The sequence below is a fragment of the Modestobacter muralis genome, from assembly GCF_010682105.1.
GTDB lineage: Bacteria > Actinomycetota > Actinomycetes > Mycobacteriales > Geodermatophilaceae > Modestobacter > Modestobacter muralis.
This window is the reverse complement of the sequence record NZ_JAAGWH010000013.1, coordinates 514,796-540,789: the sequence shown is the minus strand read 5'-3', so window position 1 is coordinate 540,789 and position 25,994 is coordinate 514,796. Positions and strand designations below refer to the sequence as shown.

At 75.7% G+C, this 25,994-nt stretch carries 25 protein-coding genes; 9 read left to right on the top strand and 16 right to left on the bottom strand.

Going from position 1 to position 25,994, the window contains the following annotated elements:
* Positions 1 to 162: 162 nt before the first annotated feature.
* On the top strand, positions 163 to 603 hold the full coding sequence (locus GCU67_RS06700; RefSeq protein ID WP_163610256.1) for an ATP-binding protein: 441 nt from the start codon (positions 163 to 165) through the stop codon (positions 601 to 603).
* A 10-nt stretch (positions 604 to 613) separates the two neighbouring features.
* Here GCU67_RS06700 and GCU67_RS06695 read toward each other — a convergent pair whose 3' ends face one another.
* On the bottom strand, positions 614 to 3,160 hold the full coding sequence (locus tag GCU67_RS06695) for a SpoIIE family protein phosphatase (RefSeq protein ID WP_163610255.1): 2,547 nt from the start codon (positions 3,158 to 3,160) through the stop codon (positions 614 to 616).
* A 127-nt stretch (positions 3,161 to 3,287) separates the two neighbouring features.
* On the bottom strand, positions 3,288 to 5,108 hold the full coding sequence (locus GCU67_RS06690; protein ID WP_163610254.1) for a gamma-glutamyltransferase family protein: 1,821 nt from the start codon (positions 5,106 to 5,108) through the stop codon (positions 3,288 to 3,290).
* Between the two features lie 1,400 nt (positions 5,109 to 6,508).
* Between GCU67_RS06690 and GCU67_RS06685 the strand changes: the two genes are divergently transcribed.
* Positions 6,509 to 7,459 carry a nucleoside hydrolase gene (locus tag GCU67_RS06685; RefSeq protein ID WP_163610253.1) on the top strand — a complete coding sequence of 317 codons (951 nt, stop codon included), beginning with the start codon at positions 6,509 to 6,511 and terminating at the stop codon, positions 7,457 to 7,459.
* Positions 7,460 to 7,568: 109 nt separating this feature from the next.
* Here GCU67_RS06685 and GCU67_RS06680 read toward each other — a convergent pair whose 3' ends face one another.
* Genes GCU67_RS06680 through GCU67_RS06665 form a run of 4 tightly spaced genes read right to left on the bottom strand, consistent with a single transcriptional unit; the run spans position 7,569 to position 11,176 of the window.
* Positions 7,569 to 8,546, bottom strand: a complete 978-nt coding sequence (locus GCU67_RS06680) for a glycine betaine ABC transporter substrate-binding protein (protein WP_163610252.1) — start codon at positions 8,544 to 8,546, stop codon at positions 7,569 to 7,571.
* A complete protein-coding gene (locus GCU67_RS06675) occupies positions 8,546 to 9,361 on the bottom strand; it encodes an ABC transporter permease (RefSeq protein ID WP_163610251.1) in 816 nt (271 codons plus the stop codon). Before GCU67_RS06675 ends, GCU67_RS06680 begins: the two co-directional genes overlap by 1 nt.
* Positions 9,358 to 10,542, bottom strand: coding sequence for an ATP-binding cassette domain-containing protein (locus tag GCU67_RS06670; RefSeq protein WP_163610250.1), 1,185 nt, complete (start codon positions 10,540 to 10,542; stop codon positions 9,358 to 9,360). Before GCU67_RS06670 ends, GCU67_RS06675 begins: the two co-directional genes overlap by 4 nt.
* Positions 10,535 to 11,176 carry an ABC transporter permease gene (locus GCU67_RS06665; protein ID WP_163610249.1) on the bottom strand — a complete coding sequence of 214 codons (642 nt, stop codon included), beginning with the start codon at positions 11,174 to 11,176 and terminating at the stop codon, positions 10,535 to 10,537. Before GCU67_RS06665 ends, GCU67_RS06670 begins: the two co-directional genes overlap by 8 nt.
* Before the next feature lie 375 nt (positions 11,177 to 11,551).
* Here GCU67_RS06665 and GCU67_RS06660 point away from each other — a divergent pair, with 375 nt between their 5' ends.
* Together GCU67_RS06660 and GCU67_RS06655 are read left to right on the top strand one after the other, a co-directional pair.
* On the top strand, positions 11,552 to 11,965 hold the full coding sequence (locus GCU67_RS06660) for an STAS domain-containing protein (RefSeq protein ID WP_163610248.1): 414 nt from the start codon (positions 11,552 to 11,554) through the stop codon (positions 11,963 to 11,965).
* A gap of 97 nt (positions 11,966 to 12,062) precedes the next feature.
* A complete protein-coding gene (locus GCU67_RS06655) occupies positions 12,063 to 12,545 on the top strand; it encodes an ATP-binding protein (RefSeq protein ID WP_163610247.1) in 483 nt (160 codons plus the stop codon).
* A 37-nt stretch (positions 12,546 to 12,582) separates the two neighbouring features.
* Here GCU67_RS06655 and GCU67_RS06650 read toward each other — a convergent pair whose 3' ends face one another.
* Together GCU67_RS06650 and GCU67_RS06645 are read right to left on the bottom strand one after the other, a co-directional pair.
* Positions 12,583 to 13,053 carry an ATP-binding protein gene (locus GCU67_RS06650; protein WP_163610246.1) on the bottom strand — a complete coding sequence of 157 codons (471 nt, stop codon included), beginning with the start codon at positions 13,051 to 13,053 and terminating at the stop codon, positions 12,583 to 12,585.
* A gap of 126 nt (positions 13,054 to 13,179) precedes the next feature.
* Complete coding sequence (locus GCU67_RS06645) at positions 13,180 to 13,446, bottom strand: hypothetical protein (RefSeq protein WP_163610245.1); 267 nt, start codon at positions 13,444 to 13,446, stop codon at positions 13,180 to 13,182.
* A 140-nt stretch (positions 13,447 to 13,586) separates the two neighbouring features.
* On the opposite strand from GCU67_RS06645, the gene GCU67_RS06640 reads away from it, so the two are divergent.
* The gene (locus GCU67_RS06640; protein WP_163610244.1) at positions 13,587 to 13,934 is read left to right on the top strand and encodes a PRC-barrel domain-containing protein; all 348 of its coding nucleotides are present in this window, start codon (positions 13,587 to 13,589) and stop codon (positions 13,932 to 13,934) included.
* Positions 13,935 to 14,015: 81 nt separating this feature from the next.
* On the opposite strand, the gene GCU67_RS06635 is transcribed toward GCU67_RS06640, so the two are convergent.
* From GCU67_RS06635 to GCU67_RS06625, 3 genes are all read right to left on the bottom strand, one after another.
* Entirely contained in the window at positions 14,016 to 14,702 is a 687-nt protein-coding gene (locus tag GCU67_RS06635) for an NYN domain-containing protein (protein ID WP_163610243.1), read from the bottom strand.
* A gap of 199 nt (positions 14,703 to 14,901) precedes the next feature.
* The gene (locus GCU67_RS06630) at positions 14,902 to 15,291 is read right to left on the bottom strand and encodes an SRPBCC family protein (protein WP_163610242.1); all 390 of its coding nucleotides are present in this window, start codon (positions 15,289 to 15,291) and stop codon (positions 14,902 to 14,904) included.
* 43 nt (positions 15,292 to 15,334) lie between these two features.
* Complete coding sequence (locus GCU67_RS06625; protein ID WP_163610241.1) at positions 15,335 to 16,618, bottom strand: competence/damage-inducible protein A; 1,284 nt, start codon at positions 16,616 to 16,618, stop codon at positions 15,335 to 15,337.
* Positions 16,619 to 16,785: 167 nt separating this feature from the next.
* On the opposite strand from GCU67_RS06625, the gene GCU67_RS06620 reads away from it, so the two are divergent.
* Both GCU67_RS06620 and GCU67_RS06615 read left to right on the top strand, forming a co-directional pair.
* Positions 16,786 to 17,550, top strand: coding sequence for a hypothetical protein (locus tag GCU67_RS06620; protein ID WP_163610240.1), 765 nt, complete (start codon positions 16,786 to 16,788; stop codon positions 17,548 to 17,550).
* The gene (locus GCU67_RS06615) at positions 17,547 to 17,873 is read left to right on the top strand and encodes a hypothetical protein (RefSeq protein ID WP_163610239.1); all 327 of its coding nucleotides are present in this window, start codon (positions 17,547 to 17,549) and stop codon (positions 17,871 to 17,873) included. The genes GCU67_RS06620 and GCU67_RS06615 overlap by 4 nt, the downstream gene beginning before the upstream one ends.
* A 3-nt stretch (positions 17,874 to 17,876) precedes the next feature.
* On the opposite strand, the gene GCU67_RS06610 is transcribed toward GCU67_RS06615, so the two are convergent.
* Both GCU67_RS06610 and GCU67_RS06605 read right to left on the bottom strand, forming a co-directional pair.
* Entirely contained in the window at positions 17,877 to 19,562 is a 1,686-nt protein-coding gene (locus GCU67_RS06610; protein ID WP_170311012.1) for a serine/threonine-protein kinase, read from the bottom strand.
* Positions 19,563 to 19,721: 159 nt separating this feature from the next.
* On the bottom strand, positions 19,722 to 20,825 hold the full coding sequence (locus tag GCU67_RS06605; RefSeq protein ID WP_163610237.1) for a glycerate kinase: 1,104 nt from the start codon (positions 20,823 to 20,825) through the stop codon (positions 19,722 to 19,724).
* 78 nt (positions 20,826 to 20,903) lie between these two features.
* Between GCU67_RS06605 and GCU67_RS06600 the strand changes: the two genes are divergently transcribed.
* Entirely contained in the window at positions 20,904 to 21,842 is a 939-nt protein-coding gene (locus tag GCU67_RS06600) for a bacteriorhodopsin (RefSeq protein WP_338104821.1), read from the top strand.
* Here the strand turns inward: GCU67_RS06600 and efeB are convergent.
* Genes efeB through efeU form a run of 3 tightly spaced genes read right to left on the bottom strand, consistent with a single transcriptional unit; the run spans position 21,771 to position 25,075 of the window.
* Entirely contained in the window at positions 21,771 to 23,048 is a 1,278-nt protein-coding gene (gene efeB / locus GCU67_RS06595) for an iron uptake transporter deferrochelatase/peroxidase subunit (RefSeq protein WP_163610236.1), read from the bottom strand. The two genes, GCU67_RS06600 and efeB, sit on opposite strands and share 72 nt — an antisense overlap.
* 13 nt (positions 23,049 to 23,061) lie before the next feature.
* On the bottom strand, positions 23,062 to 24,213 hold the full coding sequence (gene efeO / locus GCU67_RS06590) for an iron uptake system protein EfeO (RefSeq protein WP_246214593.1): 1,152 nt from the start codon (positions 24,211 to 24,213) through the stop codon (positions 23,062 to 23,064).
* Complete coding sequence (efeU, locus tag GCU67_RS06585; protein WP_163610235.1) at positions 24,194 to 25,075, bottom strand: iron uptake transporter permease EfeU; 882 nt, start codon at positions 25,073 to 25,075, stop codon at positions 24,194 to 24,196. Before efeU ends, efeO begins: the two co-directional genes overlap by 20 nt.
* Positions 25,076 to 25,197: 122 nt before the next feature.
* Between efeU and GCU67_RS06580 the strand changes: the two genes are divergently transcribed.
* Positions 25,198 to 25,977 carry an enoyl-CoA hydratase-related protein gene (locus GCU67_RS06580; protein ID WP_163610234.1) on the top strand — a complete coding sequence of 260 codons (780 nt, stop codon included), beginning with the start codon at positions 25,198 to 25,200 and terminating at the stop codon, positions 25,975 to 25,977.
* Positions 25,978 to 25,994 lie beyond the last annotated feature (17 nt).

The window sequence follows — 25,994 nt, the reverse complement described above, 5'->3', positions numbered from 1 at the left end:
CTACGGTGCCCGGAGGACGTCCGTCGGCCCCGACCCCGCCGCACCAGGACAGTCGGACGATGAGTCGTGGATCACAGGCGTGTCGTGGTTTGGGCTGCCGCCACGGAGACAAGACAGGAGTTCGCCGTTGAGCACACAGCGGCCAGAGCGCAAGGAGACCGAGTGACGGGCGAGTCGGCCGGCCTCGCATGGCCGTCGTCCCCCCCGCCACCGGGCCAGGACGGATGGACGTGGGAGCTCGCGCACGTCGCCGAGCTGCCCCGGGTCCGCTCGGAACTGCGGCGCGGTCTGGCCGCCGAGTCCGCCGGTGACCAGGAGGCCGCCGACCTCGACGAGGCCGTCGTCCTGGCCTTCGACGAGATGGCTTCCAACGCCCTGCGGCACGGCGGTGGGGGCGTGCAGGCCCGGGTCCGCCGCACCCCCGACGCCTGGCTCATCGAGGTGCGCGACGCCAACGCGCAGCAGCCGCCGCAGCCCGCCGTCGGGCGCGACCCCAGCCAGGGCGGCCTCGGCCTCTACCTGATCGCCGAGATGGCCGACGCGCACGGCTGGCACAGCGCCGACGGGCACAAGAGCGTCTGGGCGCTGCTCCCCCGCCGCTGAACTCCCTCGTTCACGGGGTGGGCGGCACGACCTCCGGGCCGGCGGACTGCGGGCGGGGGCGGTCCTCCCGGTGCAGCCGCACCGCGACCAGGGCGACGTCGTCCTCCGAGCCGCCCGGCCGCATCCGCTGCAGCAGCTGGTCGCACAGCTCGCCCAGTGGCAGGTTGCCGAGCTCCCCGAGCAGCTGCCGCAGCCGGAGCACCCCGTCGTCCAGGGGCAGGTCCGGGCCCTCGACGAGCCCGTCCGTGTAGAGCACCACCGTCGCGCCGCGCTGCAGCACCTCCACCTGCTCCCGGCGGGGGCGTTCCGGCGCCACGCCCAGCAGGAGGTCGGCCCGCTCGGTCGCCAGCTCCTCCACCCGGCCGTCGGGGTGCAGCACCAGCAGCGGGGGGTGGCCGGCGCTGGACCAGCGCAGCCGGGTCAGGCCCTGCGCACGCTCCTCGTCCGTCTGCTCCAGCCGGGCGACCGCCGCGGTGGCCAGGGTGTGCACCTGCAGGCCCGCCATCGCCCGGTCGAGGTCGGACAGGACGGCCGCCGGGCCGCCGCCGCTGCTGTAGGCGATGCCCCGCAGCAGGCTGCGCAGCTGGCCCATCGCGGCCGCCGCGACCGTGTCGTGCCCGACGACGTCACCGATCGCCAGCACGGTGGCGCCGCCGGGCTGCAGGAACGCGTCGTACCAGTCGCCGCCGACCTGGGCGGCCTGGACGGCGGGGACGTAGCGCACCTCGATCTCGGAGTGGTCCGGCTCCGGCGGGGCGGTGAGCAGGCTGCGCTGCAGCTCCTCGGCCATCCGGCGCTGCTGCTCGTGCAGCGCGGCACTGTCCAGTGCCAGCGCGACCCGGTCGGCCACCTCCTTCAGCAGCGCCTGCTCGGCGGCGTTCATCGGCGCGCGGTCCCGCGACCGGTAGACGCTCATGGCCCCGAGCACGCGGCCGCGGGCGATCAGCGCGACCGCGACGGCCGTCCCGGGGTCCAGCGTCCAGTAGGCGTCGGCCACGGCACCTGCAGGCAGCCCGTTCCCGACGGCGGCCGCCACGTCCGGTACGACCGTCAGCTCGCCGGTCGCCAGGGCGGTCACGATCGGGGCGGTCGACCGCAGGGCGCCCAGCCGCAGCTCCGCGTACCGGTCCACCACCGGACGCAGGTCGGGGTCCCGGTGCCAGCCGCCGACGTCCCGCAGTCGGCCGCTGTCCTCCACCAGGCTGCCGATCACCCAGTCGCCCAGCCCGGGGACCACGGCCTGCATCAGCTGCGTCAGCGCGCCCCGGCCACCACGACGGGAGATCAGTGCGTCGGAGAGCGAGTCGGTGACCCGGGCCAGCAGCGCCAGCCGCTCGACCTCCTGGCGCGCGGTCTCGTCGGCGCGGTGCCGCTGCGTCACGTTCAGGAAGTAGACCGACAGCCCGTCGGTGCTGGGCCAGGCCCGGACCTCGTACCAGGCGTCGAGCGGCGCGGGGTAGTACGCCTCGAAGACCGCCAGTTCGCCGGTGTCCATCGCCCCGCGGTAGTGCACCTCGAAGTCGCTGTCGACCGCAGCCGGGAAGAGCTCCCAGATGTCCCCGCCGATCAGCTCCTCGCGGGTGCGACCCAGCAGGCGCTCGGCCTCCGCGTTGACGTAGCTGAACCGCCAGTCCCGGCCCAGGGAGAAGAACGCCGCCGGCATCGACTCCAGGACCCGGGCCACCGCCGCCTCGCCGTGCCGCTGGCGGGTCACGTCCTGGACGGCGCCCAGCAGCCGCGTCACCGCCCCGGTGCCGTCGCGCAGCGCCCGCCCGCGGCTCGCCATCCAGCGGACCTCGCCGGAGGGCAGGAGCGCGCGGTACTCCAGCTCGAACGGGCCACCGGCGGCGACGGCGGCGTCGATCACCGTCCTGACCCGGTCGACCTCGTCGGGGTCGAGCCGGTCGAGGAGGGCGCGGATGGTGCCCGGGAACGCACTGCGGTCGTAGTCCAGCAGCCGCAGCATCCGGTCGTCCCAGTCCAGCCGGCCGGTCGCCAGGTCCCAGTCGAAGATGCCGATGCCGGCCGCCTCGATGGCCAGGTCGCCGCGCAGCCGGCTGTGCTCCAGCTCCGCGGTCATCGCGGCCAGCTCGAGCTCGGAGACGACGGGCCCGGCGAGCTGGACCAGCGTCGCCACGTCGGTGTCGGTCCAGGTCCGCGGCTCCGGCCCGAAGACCGCCAGGACGCCGACCACGTGCTCGCCGGTCGCCTCGAACAGCGGGACGCCGAGGTAGGCGACCACGTCGCCGGCCCGCACGGTGGGGAGGTCGGCGACACGGGGGTCGGCGCGCGCGTCGGCGTAGGCCCTGGGCGCCCGCGCGGTCACGACGGTCCTGCCGACGGTGTCGCTCAGCCGGTGCTGCGCGCCGACCCGCCAGACCGGCCGGCCCGACGTGCCGACGATGGTCTGCACCTCACCGGCGAGCGCCACCCCGACCGAGGGCGCGGCCAGCAGGGCGGCGGCGAGGTCCAGCAGGCGCTGGAGCCCCGGCCCGCTGGTCGACGCGAGCGCCATCCGCGCGCCGGCCGCGATCCGGTCGCGGTCCTGCAGCGACATCGCCCGACCTCCGCCCCAGCCCTGGCCCGTGGCACCGGCGGCGTCCTGCACGCCCGCGCCCCGGCCGATCATGCCCGAGTGCCCCGGCGCTCCCCAGTGCGGCCCGCCGGGGAGCTGAGGACGCTGCTCAGCGGCCGACCGCGTACCCCTGCATGCCGCGGGGGTTGGCGCCGGCCCGCAGGACCCCGGTCTCCGGGTCGATCGAGACCGCCGACATCCGGCCCAGCGACCAGGCGTCGGAGACGCTGACCTGGTGGCCGCGGCGGCGCAGCTCGGCGATCACGTCCTCGCCCAGCCGGGACTCCACGACCAGCTCCCCTGGGGTCATCTCCCGCGGGTAGAACGACGACGGGAAGCTGGTGGTGTGCCAGGCCGGCGCGTCGATCGCGGCCTGCAGGTCCAGCCCGCCGAGGGTGTGGGCCAGCCAGAAGCACAGCTGCCACTGCTCCTGCTGGTCGCCGCCCGGCGTGCCGAAGGCCATCGTCGGGACGCCGCCACGCAGCGCCAGCGAGGGCGTGAGCGTGGTGCGCGGGCGCTTGCCCGGGGCCAGGGAGTTGGGCAGGCCGGGCTCCAGCCAGAACATCTGCGCCCGCGTGCCCAGGGCGAAGCCCAGCGAGGGGATGGTCGGTGAGCTCTGCAGCCAGCCGCCGGAGGGGGTGGCCGAGACGATGTTGCCCCAGCGGTCGACGACGTCGACGTGCACGGTGTCGCCGCGGGTGGTGCCCCGGGTGTCCACGGTGGGCTCACCGACCCCGGCGAGCGCCCGCCCCGACGGCCGCTCGCGGCCCGAGGTCTCCGTGACGAACCGGGGCAGCCGCGGCGGGCGCCCCCCGGGCGAGCCGGGCCGCAGCTCGGTGCTGGCCCGGTCGCCGATCAGCGCCCGCCGCTGTGCGGTGTAGTCGGGGAGGAGCAGGTCGTCCACCGGTGCCTCTGCCGTGTCGCCGTACCAGGCCTCGCGGTCGGCCATCGCCAGCTTGACCGCCTCCGCGCTGACGTGGACCAGGTTGGCGTCGGCGGTGCCCGAGGCGTACCCGGCCCCCGGTCCCGCCGCCGGGACGCCGTCCAGCATCGCGAGCGCCTGGAGCAGCGCCGGGCCCTGGGACCACGGCCCGGCCTTCGCGAGCGTCCACCCACGCCAGTCCAGGGTGACCGGCGGCTCGTACGTCGGGCGCCAGCCGGCGAGGTCTGCTCCGGTGAGGAAGCCGCTGTGGGCACGACCGGAGTCGTCCATCACAGCGGACCGGGAGAACTCGTCGATCGCCTCGGCGACGAACCCCTGGTACCAGGCCGTCAGTGCCGCGTCGATCTGCGCCTCTCGGGAGGGTCCGCGCGCTGCGTCGAGCAGTCGGCGGTAGGTCGAGGCGAGGACCGGGTTGCGGAACAGACGGCCGGCGGTGGGGACAGCTCCGTCGGCGGCGAGCCAGGTGGCGGCCGAGGTCGGCCAGTGGGAACGGAAGTGCGCGGAGACCGAGGCGACGGTCGCGGCGACCCGCGGCAGGAGCGGGTGGCCGTGCTCGGCGTACTCGATGGCGAAGCGGAGGACGGCGTCCAGCGGCAGGGTGCCGTGGTCGCGCAGGAGGGTCAGCCAGGCGCCCATGGCGCCGGGCACGGTCGCGGCGAGGAGGCCGGTGCCGGGGACCAGGTCGAGACCCAGGTGGTTGTAGGCCTCGATCGTGGCGCCGGCGGGGGCGGTCCCCTGTCCGGACAGGACGACGGGCTCCCCCGCGCCGGAGGCTGCCCGCGGGCTCCGGGCGAAGAGGATCGGGACCTCGCCCCCCGGACCGTTGAGGTGCGGCTCGACCACCTGCAGGGTGAGTCCCGCAGCGACCGCGGCATCGAACGCGTTGCCACCGGCCTCGAGGGTCGCCATGCCCGCGGCGCTGGCGAGCCAGTGCGTGGAGGCGACCATGCCGAAGGTGCCGGCGAGCTCCGGCCGAGTCGTGAACATGCCGCCACCCTAGAGAGCGGCGACCGGACGCCGCCGGTCCACGCGGGGCCCTGCGGCAGGGCCGGGCGGGCAGGGGTGCCGGGCCGGGGCGCGGGCTCGTCGCCGTCCGGTGCGCGGTGGCGCAGGTCGGCCGGGAACGGGCGGGGTGTGGCCGGGCCGGACGGGTCGGCCGGGGACTGCTCCGGGGCGAGGGTCAGCCGGTGCACCGGAGGCGGCGTGGGCCGGTCCCAGGCCAGGTGGTCGCCACCGGGTCCGGCGCCCCAGCCGGCGGCGGCACGGGTCAGCCGGCGCAGCCCGGCGAGGACCCCGCGGACCGGGGCGGTGAGCCGGGACGGGCGGGGTGCGAGCCGGGCGCGGGTGGTGAGCAGGTCGGTGCCGAGGTCGGTGGCGAAGGCGATCGCCTCCTCCAACTCGGCGTCGAGGGCGACCGTCCGGGGGGCGGCGGGCCCGACCGGGACGGCGGGACGGGGCGGGACGGCTGCGGTCACCGGCCGCACAGGGGCGGCCGCGGTGGGCAGGAGCCGGTCGGCGCCGTCGGTGAGCCGGTGGACCCGGGGGGCGGGGCCCCACGCCAGGTGGGCGCCTCCGGGGCCGGCGCCCCAGCGGGAGGCGCGGGTGGTGATCGTCCTGCGCCGGGTCGCGGTGACCTCGGACGCGGGGAACCCGGCAGCTGCGGCCGGAACGGTCGACGGCGCGCACGCCGTCGGGGTGGTGGCGGTGGCGCCGGAGGCCGTGGCCGCGGTGGTCGCCGTGGCGGTGCTGCTCGCCCGAGCGGTGCTGGTCGCCGTGGCGGCGGCGGCCAGCTCGGCGGCCAGCCACGCGGCCGCGAGGTGCCCGGCGGCCAGGAGCTCGTACGGGTCGACCGCGGGGCCGGCGGGCGCTGCGTCGCCGTCGACGCGGCGGCGGACCGTCCCGCTCGGGTCCGGGACGGCGCGGACCGGTGCGGTCCGGGCGTCCGCCTCCCGCTGGGCGAGCGTGCGGCGCGGGGCCGGGCGGGCAGCCAGCTCCCGGCGCCGCGCCGCCTCGCGCTGGGCGGCGCTGCCGCGGACCGCGTGGTCCCGCACCAGGGTGCGGACGGCGACGGGCGAGTCGCCGGGCTGTCGAACGTCGTCCATCGCGTGCCTCCTCCTCGTCGTCGCCGCGGTCGGGGAAGGGACCGCGGCTGAGGGAGAAGTTACGGACGCGAGCCCTCCGCAGAGCCCGTCGCGGACACCCCCGCCGGGGCGCGTGACCGAACCGTTGTGCTACCCCCGCGCAGCGGTCGACGACCCCTCTCAGGCCCGGCCACTTGTCGACAGCACGGGTGCGAAAGCCCAGGTCGAGCGCGGTTTCCGGGGTCGGTGACCTCGGCGGCCCGGGCGACGTACCGGCGTGTCGGCGGCGTCTGGTGGGATGACCGGGTGCCCGACACCCCTGCTCCCACGCCCCTGGTCGTCGACACCGACCCCGGGATCGACGACGCCCTGGCGCTGCTGCTCGCCCTCGCCAGCCCGGAGGTCGACCTGCAGCTGGTGACCACCGTGCACGGCAACGTCGACCTGGCGCAGACCACGGAGAACGCGCTGCGGGTGCTGCACCTGGCCGGCCGCTCCGACGTGCCGGTGGCCGCGGGTGCGCGCAGCTCCCTGGTGGTGCCGCTGGCCCGGCGGGCCGGGCACGTGCACGGCGAGGCCGGGCTGGGCGGCGTCGTGCTGCCGCCGTCGGTCGCCGCGGTGGACCCGCGGCCGGCCGTCGTGGCGCTGGCCGAGCTGCTCATGCGCAGCGACCGCCCGGTCACGGTGGCCGCGATCGGCCCGCTGACCAACATCGCGCTGCTGGTGTCGGTGTACCCCGACGCGGCCGCCCGGATCGGCCGGCTGGTGGTGATGGGCGGCTCGGCGTCCCGCGGCGGCAACGTCACCGCGGCCGCGGAGTTCAACGTGTGGGCCGACCCCGAGGCCGCCGCGGTGGTGTTCGCCGCCGGGCTGCCCACCGTGCTGGTGGGGCTGGACGTCACCCTGCCCACGGTGCTCACCGAGGCCGGCATCGCCCGCTTCGCCGCCGCCGGCCCGATCGGTGCCCAGGCCGCCGCAGTCCTCCGTCAGTACCTGGACCACGCGCGCACCAGCTACGGCATCGACGGGGTGGTCGTGCACGACGCGCTGGCGCTCACCGAGGCGATCGTGCCCGGCACCCTGCACACCGTGCCGCGGGACGTCGTCGTGGACACCGGCCCCGGCGCCGGGCGGGGGCAGACCCTGGTGGACCGCCGGTCGCCGTCCACCTCGGACACGGCGGTCGCCGTCGCGGAGGGCGTGGACAGCGACGCGGCGGTCGAGTTCCTGGTCAGCCGGCTGGCCTCGCTGGGCTGAGCACCTGGTCGCCCGGGATCAGGTGACCTGATCGTGCGTGCTCCTGGCTCAGGGCAGGAGGTGAGCCAGGAGCACGCACGGTGAGCCCGGACGGCGCCGGGTGGTCCGCCTAGGAGACCAGGCCGACGCTGCGCATCCACTCGTAGGCGACGTCCGCCGGGTCCTCGCCGCCGACGTCGACCCGGCCGTTGAGCCCGATCATCACCTCGTCGGTCAGCAGCGGGGTGATCTCGGCGAACACGTCCGCGATCTCCGGGTGCTCGTCCAGCGTCTCGGTCCGCACCACCGGCGCCATGTTGTACGCCGGGAAGTACCCCTGGTCGTCCTCGAGCACGGTCAGGTCCAGGGACTCCAGTCGCCCGTCGGTGGTGAAGACCTCGCCGAAGTTGCAGTCACCGCGGTCGGTGGCGGTGTAGACCGCACCGGTGTCCAGCACGCGCACGTTCCCCCGCGGCACCCCCTGCGGGTCACCGAGCGGGATGCCGTAGGTCTCCAGCATCGGCTCGAAGCCGTCGCTGCGGGTGGCGAACTCCGACTCAACGCAGAACGTCCGCTGCTCCACCGGCAGCGCGGCCACGTCGGACAGCGAGGCGACCCCACCGAGCTCGGCGATCGACTCGCTGCGGACGCCGAAGGCGTAGGTGTTGTTCGCCTCCGCCGGCGGCAGCCAACTGATGCCGTTGGCCGCGTCGGCGTCCCGCACCGCCGCGTACTGCTCCTGCTGGTCCGGGATGCCCTCGGGCATGGCCAGGTAGTTCAGCCACCCGGTGCCGGTGTACTCCCACTGCATGTCGATCTTGCCGCTGAGCTGACCTGCCCGGGACGGCGCGGCGCCCGGGATGCTGGTGCTGTCGGCGACGTCGAAGCCGGCGACCTGCAGCGCGATCACCGCGATCTTGCCCAGGACCAGCTGCTCGGTGAAGTTCTTGGACCCGACGGTGATCGGTGCGCCGTCGACCCCGGCGATCGGCGCGATGGCGCCGGCCGAGGCCTGCGGGGTGAAGGTGCTGGCGCTCTGCAGACCGCAGCCGGTGAGCAGGGCGCCGACCAGCGGCAGGACGACGGCGCACGTGCGGGGGGTGCCCATCACAGCCCCTTCGGTCGGGCGACGTGCTCGACCACGCGGCCGAGCCAGTCGACGGCCAGCGCCAGCAGCGCGACCAGCACGGCACCGGAGACCAGCAGCGAGTTCAGGTTCAGCGTGATGCCGGTGTTGATCAGCACGCCCAGGCCACCGCCGTCGATGAAGGTGGCCAGCGTGGCGGTGCCGACCAGCAGCACCAGCGCGGTGCGCACCCCGGCGAGCATGACCGGGACGGCGAGCGGCAGCTCCACCCGGAACAGCACCGCCGCGGCGCTCATCCCCATGCCCCGGCCGGCCTCGACCAGCCGGGCGTCGACCTGCTGGATGCCGACCATTGTGTTGCGCAGCACCGGCAGCGCGGCGTAGAGGACCAGGCCGATCACCGTCGTCCGGAACCCGAAGCCGAGCCACATGGCCAGCAGCACGAACAGGCCGATGGCCGGTGCGGCCTGGCCGGTGTTGGCCACGGCGAGCACCAGCGGGCTGAGCCGGCGGAGCGGGCCGCGGGTCAGCGCGATCCCCAGCGGGATCGCGATGACCAGCACCAGCACCGCGGCCACCACGGTGAGCGAGAGGTGCTCGCGGATGCTGGTCCACAGCGCGGTGGCGTTGAGCTGGCGGGCCTCGGTCTCGGTCAGCGTCGCGGTGGTCCGCCAGACGAGGAAGGCGACGACGCCGAGGAGGACCAGCAGCGGCTGGACCGCCAGGGCCCGCCAGCCGCCGCGGGCCTGCTCCGGCGCGGCGGTGTCCCGGGCGTCGGCGGCCGCGCCGGCTCCTGCGGTGTCGACGCCGGGCCGGCCGGTGGTCGCCGCGGTCATCCGGCGACCGCCGCGCGGGCCTGCTGGATGGCGGCCATCACGCTCTCGATGGTCAGCACGCCGGCCAGGTCGTCCCGGCCGCCCATGACGACGACCCCGGCCTGGCTGGCGGCCAACATGGTGTCCAGGGCGTCGTTGAGGGTCGAGCGCAGGCCGACGACCGGCAGCCGGGTGTCGACGGTCCCGGGCACGGTCGTCGTCCGGACGAGCTCGGCGAGCGTGGGCCAGCTGACCGGGCGGCCGCGGGAGTCCAGCACGACGACGTAGTCGTCCCCGACCGCACGGGCGGCGGCCACCGCAGCGGCGGACTCGGTGCCGACGACGGCGGTGGTGACCCGCCGCAGCTCGACGTCCTCGACCCGGGCCAGGGTGAGCTGCTTGAGGGTGGCCCCGGCGCCCACGAAGTCGGCCACGTACTGCTCGGCCGGGTTGCTGAGGATCTCCTCGGGCGTGCCGTGCTGCACCACCCGCGCGCCGACGTCGAAGACCACGATCTTGTCGCCGAGCTTCACGGCCTCGTCGAAGTCGTGGGTGACGCAGACGATGGTCTTGCCCAGCTCGTCCTGGATCCGCAGCATCTCGTCCTGCAGGCGCTGGCGGGTGATCGGGTCCACGGCGCCGAAGGGCTCGTCCATCAGCAGCACCGGCGGGTCGGCGGCCAGCCCGCGGGCGACGCCGACGCGCTGCTGCTGCCCGCCGGAGAGCTCCCGGGGGTAGCGGTCGCGGTAGACCGCCGGGTCCAGCCCGACCAGGTCCAGCAGCTCCTCGACGCGGCCGGCGACCTTCTTCTTGTCCCAGCCGAGCATCTTCGGCACCAGGGCCACGTTGGCGCCCACGGTCATGTGCGGGAAGAGCCCGCCGGCCTGGATGACGTAGCCGATCCGGCGACGGAGCTTGTCCGGGTCCTGACCGGTGACGTCCTCGTCGCCGAGGAAGATCTTGCCGCTCGTGGGCTCGATGAGCCGGTTGATCATCTTCAGCAGCGTGGTCTTCCCGCAGCCCGACGGGCCGACGAACGCCGTCGTCTGCCCGGCGGGGAGCTCCAGGGTGACCGCGTCGACGGCAGGCTTGCCCTGCCCCGGGTAGCGCTTGGTGACCCCCTCGAGCCGGATCGGCAGGCCGCTGGCCCGCCGTCCGGTGTCGACGGCGGTGGCGCCGGTCGGCGCCGTGGTCTCAGACACGGATCCCCCTGGGGGTGGTGAGGCGACCGGCCAGCACGAGCAGCAGGTCGAGGACGAGCGCCAGCAGGACGACGGCGATGGTGCCGGTGAGCGCGGAGTTGACGGCGTTAGCGCCGCCCAGCCGGGACAGCCCGGTGAATATGAAGCCGCCCAGCCCGGGGCCGAGCACGTAGGCGGCGATGGCGGCGATGCCCATCACCATCTGGGTGGAGGTGCGGACGCCGGCCAGGATGACCGGCCAGGCCAGCGGGACCTCCACGCGCAGCAGCGTGGCCAGCCGGCTCATGCCCATGCCCCGCGCGGACTCGATCAGCGCCGGGTCGACCCCGGCCAGGCCGACGACGGCGTTGCGGAGCACCGGCAGCGCGGCGTAGAAGGTGACGGCGATGACCGCCGGGGTGATGCCGAAGCCGAAGGGCGCCAGCAGGATCCCCAGCAGCGCGAAGGCGGGGATGGTCAGCCCGATGGCGGACACCCCGTTGGCCAGGGCGGTGGCCCGGGGGCTCCGGTAGACCGCCATGGCGATCAGCAGCGCGAGCACCGTGCCCAGCAGCACGCACTGCACGACCAGGCTGAGGTGCTGCAGCGCCTGCTGGGCGATCTGGCCCCGCCGGTCCAGCACGTAGTCCCACATCCGAGGTGGCTCCTCCTCCGCCCGGCTCCAGGGGGCCGGGACGTCCATCGCCACGGGGGGCGTCCGGCAGCCGTCCGGCGGCACGGATGGGCGCACGGGGCGCCGTCCGCGGGAGTCCGTCCCCCGCGCGGGACGACGGGCCTGGGCTCGGCGCTCGTCGTCCGGGTGTGCCACGGTGTCACAGCCTGCGGGGGACCGCGAACGTGAGGACGGAACGCCACCGGGACGGAACTCCTGGTGATCGGCGGCCGGCAGGCGTGGCGCACCCCCAGCGGGGTAGCGCAGGCAGGGACGCCCTCCCGCTCCACCGGCACCGGAGCAGAGGATCAGCCGGGGCACCACGTCCCGGACGGACGAGGAGACACCATCGACATCGTGAGGCCGGCAGCTGAGTCGGCGTCGTTCGACGTGGCGCTGACCGAGGGGACCGAGCCGGGCCAGCTCGTCGCGCAGGTGCGCGGTGAGCTCGACGCGGCCGGCAACCCGCTGCTGCAGGCGACCCTCCTCAAGGCCCTGCGCCGGGCCGCGCGGGTGCTGACCATCGACCTGTCCGGGGTCACCTTCTTCGGCTCGGCCGGTGTGACCGCGCTCGTCTGGGTCAGCCAGCACCCCGAGGCCGCCGGCAAGCACGTGCGGGTCGTGGCCACCAGCCGCATCGTCACCGGCCCGCTGGAGCTCACCGGGCTGCTGGAGCGGCTGGACGTGCAGGGCATGCCCGAGACCCCCGACGGGCCCGACGGGGAGATCCCGGACGACGCGGACGGGAGCCCGGCCCCGCCGTCCCGCTGAGCGACACGACTCCCGTCGGGACCCCCTGTGCTGCAGGAGACGTCCGCGTCGGCCACGATGGGTGCCGGAGACACCGACCCCGCGGGAGGACCGAAGAGTGACTGCACTGGTCTGGCCCTCCACACCCGTCCCCGCCGAGGAGGGCGACGTCTGGCGGTGGGAGCTCCCCACGGTGCACGACGCCTCCCGCGTGCGGATGGACCTGCGTGCCCGGCTCGCGCACCCCTCACTGGCCTCGCGGTCGACCGAGGACGCCCGTGAGGGCCTGCTGCTGACGTTCGAGGAGCTGAGCTCCAACGCGCTGCGCCACGGCGGCGGCTCGGTGGAGGCGGTGATCCACGCGCTGCCCACGGGCTGGCTGATCGTGCTCACCGACGGCAACCCCGACTCCCCGCCGCAGCCCGCGGTCGACCGCGACCCCGCCTACGGCGGCATGGGGCTGCCGATGGTCGCCCAGCTGTCGGTCGACTACGGCTGGGCTGCCGAGGCCGACCGCAAGCACGTCTGGGCGATGCTGCCCTCGGGGATGGCCACGGCCGCGGTCCCCCGCCCCCGCTCCTCCTCCGGCCCGGCAGCCTGAAGAAGGCCCCCACCACTCGCACGCTCGCGGCAGGACCCTACGAGGGGGCCTGACCCTCGTCCCCCACCACTGACCCGCTCGCGGCGGGAGCCTGCGAGGGGGTCGACTCCGGGCGGACGACCGTCACCTCGGTGAAGCCCTCGGCGGTCGTCGGGGCGACCAGCCGACCCGCGGCGCTGTGCAGCCCGACCAGGGGCACGCGGGCCGGGCCGGTACGGGCGTCGTTGCGCTCGCGGCAGGTCGCCAGGGGGACGTCGAGGAACACCGCCCGCGCCGGGACGCCGGCCGCTTCTGCGAGCGCGATCAGCGGGGCGCGCTCGGCGACCGAGGGCGAGGTGTTGTCCACGACGACGCTGCGCCCCACGGCCAGGAGCGCTGCGACCACCCGCTGCTGCCGCGCCTCACGGTGCCGGGCCCGCGGCCAGTGGTCCTTGCTTACCACGGCGTGGGTGCCGGCCAGGTGACCGGCCACCCACGTCGACTTCCCGGATGCCTGCAGCCCGACCATCACCACCAGCTCCGGCCGCCGACCCCCGGGCCGCGGCCCAGCCGGGTCCCCGTCCAGCGGGCCCGATCGGCCCTCGCCCAGGAGCCCGCCACGAGCGGAGCGGGTGATGGGGGGCACGAGGGCCGTTCAGGCCGTCGCGCGGAGCCGCGTCACCGGTGCGTCGTCGTCCTCGGCGCCGGGGCGGGGCGCGGGGTGCTCGACCAGGGCCAGCACCCGGCCGGACATGAACCGGGCGGTGCGCACCGTGGTGCCGCCCCGGGTCACCTCGGCGACCTCCACCACCCCGCGACCGTGGGTGGTCTCCACCCGGCGGCCGGCCCGGGTCGCCTCGATGTCGTACGTGCGCACGCTGCCGCCTGCATCGACGACGACCTCCACGCGGTCACCCTTCACGGCGTCCTCCTCGTTGTCCTGTCCTCACCAGGTGGAACACCCCCTGGGGGTACCGGATTCCCAGGTCAGCGGCCTGGGGGGGTTGATCGCTGCCGGGGATGGGCAGACCGGAGGAGTTGCCCGCGATCGAAGGAGACCCTGTGTTCCCGGCCGAGAACATCCGTGACTGGCGCACCCTCAACGTCGTCGACCCCACCGGCGCCAAGATCGGCACCCTGGAGTCGGTCTACGTGGACACGACCACCGACCAGCCGTTCTTCGCCGCCGTGGTCACCGGCTTCATCGGCCGGCACAAGCTGACCTTCGTGCCGCTGACCGACGCCACGGTCGCCCCCGACCACATCACGGTCCAGGTGAGCAAGGACCTGGCGAAGAACGCCCCGTCGATCGACACCGACGGGGAGCTGCCCGCCGAGTCCGAGCCCGACGTCTTCAGCTACTACGGCTTCGCCTACACCCCCGGCGTCCGCCGCCTCGCCCGCCGCTAGTCGAAGGACCCCCTTGCCCCCGGCCCCCTTGCAGGGCCCCGCCGCGAGCTTGCTCGTGGTGGGGGGCAAGGGGGTCCTTCGTCAGCTCCGGCGGGCGGTGAAGGCGCTGGCGGCGTCGCGCAGGCTCTTGGTGGGCTTGAGCCAGGCACCGTCGACGGGCAGGGCGTCGAGCCGGACGCGGTCCAGCGGCGCGGCGAACGCGCCGGGCACGTCCTCGATGTCGATGAAGCGCAGCAGCTCCGAGCTGATCGCGTAGCCGGCCACCTCGCTGAAGGCGACGACGACGACCTCGGTTCCCGAGCGGGCGAGGTCCTCGAGCGGCTCGGCGAAGTTGCGGCCGTCGCCGGAGAACACGACGAGGCGGCGCAGCAGGTGGCTGTGCGCGCGGACGCTGATGTGGTCGAGCATCGACTGGTCGATGTCGTCGTCGGGCTGCAGCTTCGGGCGCGCGAAGACCCCGTACCCGAAGCTGCGCAGCGCCTCCACCCAGCGCTGCAGCGACGCGGCGTGCTGCGGCGGCACGTTGGCGAAGACCGCGGCCTCGACCTCCGTCTGCGGCTCGGAGGCGCCGTCGACGAACCAGGCGGCGATCGCGTCGAAGCGCGGACGGGACGCTGCGGTCGGCCGGGCACCGATGACGTTGGACAGCGTCATGTCGATGTTGGGCGCGTCCCAGACCAGCAGGTCCAGCGGCGGCCGGGCGCCGTCCAGGGCGGGCTGGTCGTACCCGTCGGCCGATCCGGTCTCTTCGACGAGGCTCTCGGTCACCCGCCCAGTGTGCCGGTCCTCGCCCCCGGTACGGACCGGCGGGCGGGTCGGCGGGCGGGTCGGCGGGCGGGTCGGTGCCACCGGGGTGCCCGCCGGGGCGGTGGCCCGGCGGCGGACGCGCGGGGTCACGAGGGCCCACCGGACGAGGACTGTCCACTCACAGGGCGCACGGTACGAGGCCGCTCCGACGGGGCCGCGCTCAGGCGCGCACCAGCCCGTTCAGGGCCGCCAGCGCCGCCGGTGCGTAGCCGACCACCAGCGGCAGCGGCCCGCGCACCCGCAGGCCCGTCGTGGTCCCGCCGTCCGGGCCGGAGGCGACCCAGTGCAGCAGGGTGAGCCGGGCCGGGCCCACCTGCACCGTCCACCGCCAGCTGCGGGTGGCGGCGTCGACCTCGTCGACCAGGAAGGGCACCGAGACGCCGACCGGGCCGCGCACGCGGCCGGTGACGCCCTGCGAGATCGTCAGCGCGTCGGTGTCCGCGCCGGTGATGTAGGGCGACCAGCTCGACCAGCGGGCGGGGTGCAGGTACCGGCTCCAGGCCTCCGCGGGGTCGACGGGGCCGGTGGCGTGCAGGGTCAGCGTGGTCACCTCCGGCCAGTGCCCCGGTCGTTCCACGTGGAACCCCGGGCGGTCACGCCGGCGGCCCGCCCAGCAGCAGCTCGCGCAGCAGGTGCAGCACCAGGGTCGTCGTCCGCTGCCGGACGGCGTCCCGCCCACCCCGGAGGACGACGGACCGGGTGAGCACCTGCTCCGGCGCGACGACGGCCAGGTGCACGGTGCCCACGGGCTTGTCCGGCGTGCCGCCGCCCGGCCCGGCGATGCCGGTGACGCCGATCCCCACGTCGGCGCCGAACCGGTGCCGCGCCCCCTCGGCCATCGCCCGCGCGACCTCGGGGCTGACCGCGCCGTGCGCGGCGATCAGCTCCGCGGGGACGTCGAGCAGCTGCTCCTTGGCGCTGTTCGCGTAGGCCGCCACCCCGCCCAGCAGCCAGGCCGAGGCGCCAGCCGGCTCGGTGAGCCGGGCGGTGACCAGGCCGGCGGTGCACGAGTCGCCCACCGCCACGCGCCAGCCGGCGTCGGCCAGCGCGGCGGTCACCAGCTCGTCGAGGGTCGGGCCGTCGCTGTAGAGGGTCGCGCCGAAGTCCTCGTCGACGGCCCGGCGGAGCCGCGCGTACGCGAGGGCGGCGTCCGGGTCGTAACGGGTGACGATCTCCAGCTCGCCGTCCCGCAGGCAGGTGGTGACCTCCAGGCCGGCGAGCTCGTCGTCGACCCGGCGGAGGGTGGCGGCCAGCTCGGACTCCGGGGTGCCCCACAGCCGCAGCGTCGACTGGCGCAGCTCGGCGGCCCCGGCGAGGGCGCGGCGGACCAGGTCGGTGGCCAGCGCGGCCGGCCACATCCCCTGCAGCTCCGACGGCGGGCCGGGCAGCACGAGCACCGGCGGCCCGCTGCGCCCGTCGGCGACCGGGACGACGAGCCCGGGCGCGGTGCCCACCGGTTCCACGACGGTGGCCCCCGCGGGCACCATCGCCTGCTTCGCCGTGCCGGCAGCGGTGGCGGCCGGGTCGGTGTGCCAGCCGCGGCGGGCGCTGAGCCGGGCCACCACGTCGGCGATCCGCTGCTCGAGCTCCGGGTCCAGCACCGAGGGGCGGCCCTGGAAGTCCCCGACCACCGCGGCGGTGAGGTCGTCGGCGGTGGGCCCCAGGCCACCGGTGGTGAGCACCAGGTCGACCCCGCTGCCGGCCAGGAAGCCCAGCGCGGCCGTGAGGTCGTCGGGCCGGTCACCGACCACCACCACCGAGCCGACGTCGACCCCGATGCCCCGGAGCGCCTCGGCCAGCCACGGCCCGTTGCGGTCGGCCACCCGGCCGGTGAGCACCTCGGTGCCGGTCACCACGATGCCTGCGCGCGCTGCCACGCACCGACCCTAGGCGCGCGGCGGCGGCCGGGCAGGGTGGCCCCGGTCGGCGCGGGAGGCCGCCCGGCCGCGGTGCCCGCGGTTACGGTGACTCCCGCCCCGTCCAGCTCTCCGCACCGGTGGGGACCGGGGCCGCCGGCGCGCCCGGCGCCTCCCGAGGAGGTCCGATGAGCCAGCCGCACCCGCCGATCCCGGAGCCCCAGCCGCACACCGCCGGGAGCACGGCGGCGTCCGCCGGCGACCTGCCGGGCGCCCCGCCGCCGGCGCCGGGCCCGCGCACGCAGTCGATCCTCGTGCCACCGGGCCACCAGCAGCACGCCGCGCCCGAGCCGCCGGCGGAGCCCTTTCGCACCGCCCAGTTCCCCGCCGTCCGCGACGAGCCGGCCGCCGACCCCGCGGGCCTGCACTCCCCGCCGCCGGTGCCCGGGCCGCTGACCGCACCGGTCGCCACCTCCGAGCCGCACCCGCAGACCAACCCGGTCACCGCGCCGGCCGGGAACGAGCCCGCCGCCGGACCGGGCGCCGCGCACCGGGCCGGCGAGCGGCTGGCCGGCGTGCGGCGCGCGGCCGGTGGCCGGGGCCGCCGGGTCCTGGTCGCCCTGGGCCTGGGCGCGCTGGCGCTGGCGCTGCTGCAGGCCGGGCTGGTGCTCGAGGACGGGACCCGCTCGCTGTGGGCCGCGGTGCCCACCTGGTCGACGTTCGCCACGCTCGCCGTCCTCGTGACCCTGGTGCCGCTGGTGGTCGGGCTGCTGGGCCGCGGCCTGCCCGCGCGCACGGCCTGGCAGGTGGGTGCCGGGGGCGTCGCGGCGCTGGGCGCCTTCTGGGTGCTCGTCGGGCTCCCGCTCGTGGTCAGCGACCGCGGGTTCTGGCTGACCGCCGCCCTCGCCGCCGCGGCCTGCGCGGTGTGGCTGGCGCCCGGACGTACGGAGTGACCGCGGGCCGCGGCTGGCTGGCCACGGGGGCGGTGCTGGCCGCCGCGTCGCTGGGCCTGCGCTGGGACGGCCCGCTGACCGGCGCCGACGTCCCCGCGCGGGTGGCGGTCGTCGCTGCCGTGACCCTGGTCGTGGTCGGACTGCGGAGCGGACGGGACCAGCTGCTCACCGCGGCACTGGGCGCGGTGGTCCTCGGTGTGCTGCTGGGCGGGCTCACGGCGCAGCCGGGCCGCGTGGCGCTCGCCGCGGCCGGGGTCTGCCTGGTGCTGGGCGGCCGGGCCGCCGGGCGCCGGGTGCTCCCGGCGCGGAGGGCCCGCGGCTGACCGTCAGCCCTGGGCGGTGACCTGCCCGTCGTCCTTGGGCGCCTTGCCCTTGCCGTTGCCGCTGCCTTCGTCCTGGACGCCGGTGGTCGGCGCCGGGGTCGTGCTGCCGGGAGCCGGCTCGGTCGTGCCGGGGTCGGTCGGGGTCACGGTGCTGCCGGTGGGCGCGGGCGTCTCGACCGGCGTGGTCTCCGCCGGCGTCGTCTCCTCGGCGGGCTCGGTGGTCTCGTCGGCCGGAGCGCTCGTCGTCGGGGTCGGCGACGGGGTGGCAGGCTGCGGGGCCGTCGACGACGGGGCGGGGGTGGGCGCGGCGGTGGTCGGCGCGGCCGCCGGGGTCTCGACCGGGCGCTGGACCACCGCGGCGGACCGGCGCGGGGTGGCCGACGTCGGGGCGGCGACGGTCTCCGGGGCGACGGCGTAGCTCACGACCACGGTCGTGCCGTCGGCCAGTGCGGCGACGTCGACGACGGTGCCGGGCTCGGCGTCGCCGGTCACGACCTCCTCGAGCTGGACCAGCAGGCCGAGGCCCTCCAGCTGGGCCTGCACGGCGGCGAGGGGACGGCCGAGGTAGTCGGCGGCCACGACGTCGACCGACGCGGAGGTGGGGGCGGCCGGCCCGGGCGCGCCGGCGCCGATCGCAGCGGCCGTGGCGGTCGTCCCGCCGCCCGGGCTGACGGTCTGCAGGACGGCCGTGGCCATCCCGGCGCCGACCAGCAGCGCCAGCACCGGGACCAGCAGCCGGCCCAGGCGGCTGCCGCCGGACCGCGTGGCCGCGGCGCGCGCGGTGGAGGCGCCGGTGTAGGCGGCGGCGTCGGGCAGCAGCCAGAAGCTCTGGGTGTCGGTGCGCTGCACCGGCGGGAGCTGACGGCCGGCGAGGACCTCGTCGACGGCCGCGACCACGGCCGCGCCGTCGGGGTAGCGCTGCGCCGGGTCCTTGACGATGGCCCGCTCGACCAGGGTGCGGATGCCGGCCGGGACGTCCTCGGGCAGCGGCTCGGGCTGGTCGCGCAGGTGCCGCAGCGCGATGGTGACCGAGTTGTCGCCGTCGAAGGCCCGCCGGCCGGTCAGGCACTCGTAGCCGACCATGCCCAGGGAGTAGACGTCGCTGGCGGCGGTGGCGTGCGCCCCGGCGGCCTGCTCCGGGGAGAGGTAGGAGGCGGTGCCGACGACCTGACCGGTCTTGGTCAGCGGCACGCTGCCCGCCGACCAGGCGATGCCGAAGTCGGTGATCTTGACGACGCCGTCCGGGCGGACCAGCACGTTGCCCGGCTTGACGTCGCGGTGCACCACGCCGGCCTCGTGGGCGGCCGCGAGGGCGGCAGCGGTCTGGCGCAGGACGTCGACGGTGCGGTCGGGGCTCAGCTTGCCGACGCGGGCCAGCTGGACCGACAGCGACTCACCCTCGACCAGCTCCATGACCAGGTAGGCCAGGTGCTCGTCGGAGCCGTCGACCGCGGGTTCCTCGCCGTAGTCGTACACGGCGGCGATGTTGGGGTGGCTGAGGGCGGCGGCGTGCTGGGCCTCGGAGCGGAACCGGGCGAGGAAGACCTCGTCGCCGGTGTACTCGCTGCGCAGGACCTTCACCGCGACGGGCCGGCCGAGCAGCTGGTCCTGGGCGCTCCAGACCTGACCCATGCCCCCGGCCGCGAGCAGCGTGTGCAGCTCGTAGCGGTTCCCGAGGACCTTCCTCATGGGCTCCGTCACGTGCGCCGTCCCCTCGTCACTGCCTGCTCCTCCGGTGCTGCCCCAGCCGTCCGGCGCTGGCGGACTGGACACACTGAGCGGGGGGATGCCCCCGGACGGGCCGTCGTACACATGCGGACGCGCTGATGGTCGCAGGAGTCCCCAACGTCACATGGGGACGGACTGTTCCCGGGCCAGCCGGTCGCCTGCGGCGGTGAGCCAGCGGGCCGGGTCGGCCATCGCCGCGGCCCCGGACCCGGCCAGGTCGGTGAGCGACAGCGCCCGGGCGACCGGCAGCGTGCCGTCGGCCGCCACCCGGCCGGCGACGACGGTCACCGGTACCCCGGCGGCCCCTGCCCGCTCGACCAGGTGCCCGACGACCTTGCCGCGCAGCGACTGGGCGTCGAACTGGCCCTCCCCGGTCACCACCAGGGCGGCACCCCGCAGCGCCGCGTCCAGGCCGGCGGCCCCGGCGACCGCCCGGGCGCCGCTGACCGAGCCCGCTCCCCAGCAGGTCGCGAAGCCGTAGGCGGTCCCGCCGGCCGCGCCGGCCCCCGGCGCCTCCCGGTCCCCGCCCAGGACGTCGGCCAGCCGGGTGAGCGCGGCGTCCAGCTGGACGACCTGCGCCGGCGACGCGCCCTTCTGCGGCCCGAACTGGCCGGCCGCACCGAGCGGGCCGAGCAGCGGGGCGGTGACGTCGACCAGGCACTGCACCCCGCCGGGCGGCGGGGGCACCAGGCCGGTCAGGTCCACGCGCTCCAGCCGGGCCAGCGCGGCGCCGCCGGGCGGCAGGTCGGCGCCGGCGTCGTCCAGGAAGCGGGCGCCCAGCGCCGCGAGGGCGCCGGTGCCCCCGTCGGTGGTGCACGAGCCGCCCAGGGTGAGCAGCACCCGGTGCACGGCCGGGTCGGCGACGACCGCGGCGAGCAGCTCCCCCAGCCCCCGGGTGGTGGCGCCCAGCGGGTCGAGCTCGGCCAGCAGCGGGAGGCCCGCGGCCCGGGCCATCTCCACCACCGCCGTCCCGTCGGGCAACAGCAGCCAGGCGGCGTCCACCGGGCGGCCGTCGGGGCCGGTCACCGGCTGGGTGCGCCAGGCGCTGCGGGGGACGTCGTGGCCCAGCGCCTCCAGGGTGCCCTCGCCGCCGTCGGCCAGCGGGAGGGTGAGCAGCTCGTCGTCCGGGCGGACCCGGCGCCAGCCGGCGGCCAGGGCGTCGGCGGCCTCGGCGGCGCCCAGGGTGCCCTTGAAGGAGTCCGGCGCGAACACCACGCGGGTCATGCCGGCAGCCTGGCCGGTCGGGCACCGCCGGGGCAAGCCGGTGCGGTTCCCCACCGCGCCGTCCGGGTAGTCGGGCCCGTGCTCCTCGCCGACTCCCCCACCCCCGAGCTGCAGACCCTGAGCCGGGCCCAGTACGACCTGGTCGAGTACGCCCTCGCCGGCGCGGGCTTCGCGCTGCTGGCCTACACCCTCTATAGCTGGACCAGCCGGGGTGAGGTGGGCGTCCGGTACCGCCCCGCCGTGCTGGCCGGCCTGTGCATCGGTGCGGTGGCGACCGTGTCCTACCTGCTGCTGTTCCTGCGCTGGAGCAGCGGATACGACCTGACCGACGTCGGCTACGTGCCCGACGACCAGGCGCGGCTGGCGCTGTCGCCGCGCTACGTCGACTGGTCGGTGACGGTGCCGCTGCTGACCGCCGAGCTGCTGGCCGTGTGCGCGCTGGCCGGCGCCCGGGTCCGCGCGCTGCGGGCCTCCGCGATGACGGCGGCGTTCCTGATGATCCTCACCGGCCACCTGGGCGCGCAGATCGTCGACGGGGGCCGGGACACCACCGCGCTCGTCGGGTGGGGCCTGGTCAGCTGCGTCTTCTACGCCTACCTGTACGTGGCGCTGATCGGCGCGGTGCGGTCCTCGATGCCGGCGATGGGCCGCGAGGCCGCGGTGAGCCTCCGCAACGCTACGATCGTGCTGCTGGCCGGCTTCGGCGTCTACCCGCTGGTCTACGCGATCCCGGTGTTCGTCGACGTCACCGCGTCCTGGCTGACGACGATCCAGCTGGCCTACTCCGCCGCCGACGTCGTGGCCAAGGTCGGCTTCGGCGTCCTGGTGCACAAGGTGGCCAAGCTGCGCACCGCCGAGGACGTCGTGGAGGGTGTCGACACCCACCCGGAGGCCGTGTGGGTGGGCAACGTCGAGCACAGCCGCGCCGTGCTGCCCCCGGTGCGGTCAGGAGAAGAGCGTGCGACCCCACCAGTCGTCGGGGCCGGTGACCCCCGGCGGACAGGCGAACACCGCTGAGGAGGTGTGCTGCACGTACTCGTTCATCGCGTCGGTGCGCAGGTTCCGCTGCACCTGCACGAACCCGGTCTCCGGATCGCGCTGGTAGGCGATGAAGAACAGCCCGGCGTCCAGCCGCCCCAGCCCGTCGGAGCCGTCGACGAAGCTGTACCCGCGGCGCAGGATCGCCGTCCCGGAGTTGGTCGGGTGGGCCAGGGCGACGTGCGACCGCACCGGGATCGCGGGCTGACCGTCGACCTGGACGGCGAAGTCGACCGGGTCGAACTCCGCGGCCTGGCCCAGCGGTGCGCCGGCCTTCTTGGTGCGGCCGATGGTCTGCTCCTGGTCGGCGAGGGTGGCGGTGTCCCACTGCTCGATCCGCATCCGGATCTTGCGGGTGACCACGTAGGAGCCACCGGCCAGCCAGTCCGCACCCGGGTCGTCGTCGGCGACCCAGACGAACTGGTCCAGGGCCTTGGGCGCCTCGGCCTTGAGGTTGTCGGTGCCGTCCTTGAAGCCGAAGAGGTTGCGCGGCGTGGCCTGCGCACTCGACGTCGACGACGTCCGGCCGAAGCCCAGCTGCGACCAGCGGACGCTGACGACGCCGGCGCCCAGGCGCACCAGGTTGCGGACGGCGTGCACGGCGACCTGCGGGTCGTTGGCACACGCCTGCACGCACAGGTCGCCGCCGCTGATCGCCGGGTCGATCGCCTCGCCCGGGAAGGCCGGCAGCTCGGCGAGCGGCCCGGGACGGCGGTCGGCCAGCCCGAAGCGGTCGACGCCGTCGGCGGTGGTGAACAGGGTCGGCCCGAACCCGATGGTCAGGGTCAGCCCGGAGGCGGGGAGGTCCAGGGCCTCACCGGTGTCGTCGGGGACGGCGTACTGGCCGCCCTCGACCGCACCGACCTCGCCGGCGTCCTGCCCGGCGGTCATCCGCCGTGCCGCCGCCGTCCACGCCTGCAGCATCTCGACCAGCTCGGCCCGGTCGTCGGTGATGACGTCGAGGGCGACGAAGTGCAGCCGGTCCTGCGCCGGGGTCACGATGCCGGCCTGGTGCTCCCCGGTGAAGGGGACGGCGTCGGTGGCCGTGGAGGCAGGCGGCGCGAGCGGCTCACCGGCGGTGGCCCGACCGATCGCCCCACCGGCGGCGCCGGCCGCGATGACCCCCGCCGTACCGGCACCGGCCAGCCCGAAGAACCGGCGGCGTGACAGACCCTCAGCGCTCATGGCAGACGTGGACTCACTTCTCCGCGACGACGGCGGCGACCTGGCTGACCGGCTCGGTCAGGGCGGTGATGGAGTCGCTGAGCCCGCGCAGCTGGTCCTGCGTGAGCTGCTCGTAGGACGTCCACCCGTCACCGGAACGGTACTGGGCCAGCTCCTCTTCCGTGGCGGCGAAGCGTTCGTCGATCTCGGCGACCAGCTCGGCGTCGTGGGTCTCCAGGTACGGGCGCAGCGCCTGGACGGCGGCCTCGGAGCCCTCGAGGTTGGCCGAGAAGTCCCACAGGTCGGTGTGGCTGTAACGGTCCTCCTCGCCGGTGATCTTGCCCGTGGCGATCTCGTCGAGCAGCGCCTTGGCGCCGTTGGCCAGCTGCAGCGGGTCGAGGGTGACCTCGTTCGCGCGGGCGACGATCTCCTCGACGTTGCTCTTCAGCTGGTCGGCGTAGGGGCCCATGTCGGAGACGTCGCCGGTCTCCCACAGCGCCTTCTCGATCCGGTGGAAGCCGGTGAAGTCCTCACCCTCGGCCTGGTCGCCCTCGCGGCCGTCGATGATCGGGTCGAGGTCGCCGAAGCTCTCCGCGACCGGCTCGATCCGCTCCCAGTAGGTGCGGGCGACGGGGAACAGCGCCTTCGCGCCCTCGATGTCACCGGCCTTGACGGCATCGGTGAAGGCGGTGGTCTGCTCCAGCAGCGCGCCGGTCTGGGACTGCACGTAGCGCTGGTAGTCGACCCCGGCCTGGGCCAGCGACTCGTCCTGGGAGAGGGCAGTCGCCTCGCCGGAGACGACGAGTGCGGAGCGGATGCCGTCGCCGATCATGCCGGGCTTGCAGGCGGTCTCGTACTCACCGGCCGGCAGCTCCACTCGCAGCTCGCGGGCCACGCCGGGAGCGATGTTCTCGACCTCGGCCATCACCCGGTCACCGTCCGCGTAGACGTAGAACTCGGTCACCTTGCTGCCGGAGTTGGTGACGGTGAACTGGTGGACACCGGCGGGCAGCTCGGAGGACGCCACGTCGCAGGCGTCGTCGCTGGCGGCGACCGCGATGTCGTCGGCGGCGGCCTCACCACCGGCAGCGGCGGCGGGGTCCTCGTTGCCGCACGCGGCGAGGGAGAGGGCGGTCATCCCGGCCAGCACGGCCAGGGTGGTGCGCCTACGCGCGGGCTTCGACATGCTCAGTGGTCTCCGAGACGACGTTGGGGGCAGGCGTGGTGACGCCGGCCGGCTTGCGGGACGGGAGGAGGAAGAGCACCAGCACCGGCACCAGGTAGGCGATCCAGGCGATGGTCTCCAGCACGGTGGGCTGGGGGGTGATGTTGAACAGACCGGCGGCCAGGGCGCCGTACCAGCTGCCCGGGTCGAGCCAGCCGGAGGCGTCGAAAGCGAGCGTCGACAGGCCCGGCAGGACGCCGGCCTCCTGGAAGTCGTGCACGGCGTACTTGAGGATCCCCGCCGCCACGACCACCAGCAGGGCTCCGCTGACCATGAAGAAGCGGGACAGGTTGATCCGGATCGCCCCGGCGTAGAGGCCGAACCCGACGACGACGGCGGTCAGGAGCCCGGCGCCCAGCCCGAGCAGCGGGGCTGCGGTGGTCGCGCCCTGCGCCGAGGCGAAGAACAACAGCGTCGTCTCCAGACCCTCGCGGGCCACGGAGAGGAAGGCGATCCCGACGACGGCACCGACACCCAGGCCGATCGCGCCGTCGAGCTTCCCGCGCAGCTCACCGGACAGCCGGCGGGCGGTGCGCCGCATCCAGAACACCATCCAGGTGACCAGGACGACGGCGATCGTGGAGGTGACCGCGTCGAACAGCTCCTGCCCCGGGCCACCGAGCACGGTGGTGGAGACGTAGCTCAGCGCCCAGCCGAAGCCGATGGACAGCGCGGCCGCGGCGCCCACACCCGCCCAGACCGGCAGTAGGTGCCGGCGGCGTCCGGTCTTGACCAGGTAGGCGACCAGCACGCTGACGATGAGGACCATCTCCAGGCCCTCACGCAGACCGATGAGGTAGCTGGCGGCGAACACCTGCCCCATGGGGACCTCCGGATCAGATCCCCCGCCGTCTGGCGTAGGGCAGGCTCACCTTAGGTGGCCCTCGCCGTCCGGTACAGCCCGGGTCTGCCAGGGTGGCGAGGACCACGACCGAGAGGACGACGATGTCCGAGCCCACCGTCACCCGCACCGATGCCGACGGCGTCGCGACGCTCACCCTGCAGCGACCCGCGCTGACCTCCCGGCTGCGCACTGAGCTGCTGGCCACCGTCCGGGAGGTCGCGGCCGATGCATCGGTGCGCGCGGTGGTGCTCACCGGCAGCGGCCGGGCGTTCTGCCTGGGCCAGGACCTCACCGAGCACGCCGAGGTGCTGCGCGGTGGTGCCGCGGACTCCCTCGGGGTCGTGGCCGCCGAGTACAACCCGCTGCTGCTGGCGCTGGCCGCGGTGCCGGTACCAGTCGTCGTCGGCGTCAACGGCGCCTGCGCCGGCGCGGGGCTGGGGCTGGCGCTGGCCGGTGACCTGCGGGTCGCCGCCGCCGGGGCGAAGCTCAGCACCGCCTTCGCCGGCATCGGCCTGTCCAGCGACTCGGCGGTCGCCGCCCGGCTGGTGCACTGCGTCGGGGGGTCCCGGGCCGCCGAGCTGCTGCTGCTGGCCGAGCCCTTCACGGCCGAGACCGCCGCCGGCTGGGGACTGGTGCACCGCGTCGTCCCGGCCGGGGAGGTTCACGCCGAGGCGCAGGCGCTGGCCGCCCGGCTGGCCGCCGGCCCGACGGCGGCCCACCGGGCGTTGAAGACGGTGCTGGCCACCGCCGGCACCGACACGCTGGCGGAGACGCTGGCGCTGGAGGCGCGGCTGCAGGCCGAGCTGGGCGCGACCGCCGACCACCGCGAGGCCGTCGAGGCGTTCCTGGGCAAGCGGCCGGCCCGGTTCACCGGCCGCTGAGGCCTCGCCGGTCGGCG